Source organism: Alcaligenes pakistanensis (assembly GCF_014652815.1).
Lineage (GTDB): Bacteria > Pseudomonadota > Gammaproteobacteria > Burkholderiales > Burkholderiaceae_B > Alcaligenes > Alcaligenes pakistanensis.
Window position 1 is genome coordinate 1 of the sequence record NZ_BMZN01000011.1, and the last position, 1,746, is coordinate 1,746.

General features: G+C 52.7%; 1 rRNA gene. It reads right to left on the reverse strand.

Features of this window, described 5'->3' with window-relative positions:
* Positions 1 to 64 precede the first annotated feature (64 nt).
* Positions 65 to 1,601, reverse strand: a 16S ribosomal RNA gene (locus IE156_RS18280).
* Positions 1,602 to 1,746: the final 145 nt, after the last annotated feature.

The following is a 1,746-nucleotide window of genomic DNA, read 5'->3' on the forward strand; positions in this document are numbered from 1 at the left end:
GGTCATGACATTAACTAACAGCCAATAAGTGTGGACGCTTTCGCTTTGCGAGCCATTCGCTCTAAAAGGAGGTGATCCAGCCGCACCTTCCGATACGGCTACCTTGTTACGACTTCACCCCAGTCATGAATCCCACCGTGGTAAGCGCCCTCCTTACGGTTAGGCTACCTACTTCTGGTGAAACCCACTCCCATGGTGTGACGGGCGGTGTGTACAAGACCCGGGAACGTATTCACCGCGACATTCTGATCCGCGATTACTAGCGATTCCGACTTCACGCAGTCGAGTTGCAGACTGCGATCCGGACTACGATCGGGTTTCTGAGATTGGCTCCCCCTCGCGGGTTGGCGACCCTCTGTCCCGACCATTGTATGACGTGTGAAGCCCTACCCATAAGGGCCATGAGGACTTGACGTCATCCCCACCTTCCTCCGGTTTGTCACCGGCAGTCTCATTAGAGTGCTCTTGCGTAGCAACTAATGACAAGGGTTGCGCTCGTTGCGGGACTTAACCCAACATCTCACGACACGAGCTGACGACAGCCATGCAGCACCTGTGTTCCGGTTCTCTTGCGAGCACTCCCAAATCTCTTCGGGATTCCAGACATGTCAAGGGTAGGTAAGGTTTTTCGCGTTGCATCGAATTAATCCACATCATCCACCGCTTGTGCGGGTCCCCGTCAATTCCTTTGAGTTTTAATCTTGCGACCGTACTCCCCAGGCGGTCAACTTCACGCGTTAGCTGCGCTACTAAGGCCTAACGGCCCCAACAGCTAGTTGACATCGTTTAGGGCGTGGACTACCAGGGTATCTAATCCTGTTTGCTCCCCACGCTTTCGTGTCTGAGCGTCAGTATTATCCCAGGGGGCTGCCTTCGCCATCGGTATTCCTCCACATATCTACGCATTTCACTGCTACACGTGGAATTCTACCCCCCTCTGACATACTCTAGCTCGGCAGTTAAAAATGCAGTTCCAAGGTTAAGCCCTGGGATTTCACATCTTTCTTTCCGAACCGCCTACACACGCTTTACGCCCAGTAATTCCGATTAACGCTTGCACCCTACGTATTACCGCGGCTGCTGGCACGTAGTTAGCCGGTGCTTATTCTGCAGATACCGTCAGCAGTACCTCGTATTAGGAGGTACCTTTTCTTCTCTGCCAAAAGTACTTTACAACCCGAAGGCCTTCATCATACACGCGGGATGGCTGGATCAGGGTTTCCCCCATTGTCCAAAATTCCCCACTGCTGCCTCCCGTAGGAGTCTGGGCCGTGTCTCAGTCCCAGTGTGGCTGGTCGTCCTCTCAAACCAGCTACGGATCGTTGCCTTGGTGAGCCTTTACCCCACCAACTAGCTAATCCGATATCGGCCGCTCTAATAGTGAGAGGTCTTGCGATCCCCCCCTTTCCCCCGTAGGGCGTATGCGGTATTAGCCACTCTTTCGAGTAGTTATCCCCCGCTACTAGGCACGTTCCGATATATTACTCACCCGTCCGCCACTCGCCACCAAGAGAGCAAGCTCTCTCGTGCTGCCGTTCGACTTGCATGTGTAAAGCATCCCGCTAGCGTTCAATCTGAGCCAGGATCAAACTCTTCAGTTTAATCTCTGTGGTTGTCCCGTCTTGCGACGAGACCGATTGTGTCTCAAAGAAAAATTCAGAGTTTACACAAGGTAAATCTTCATTCTTCGTTTGTGAGCACTTGATACAAACTTGTGGCGATCCCCGAAGGGTTCGACTCGCTCAT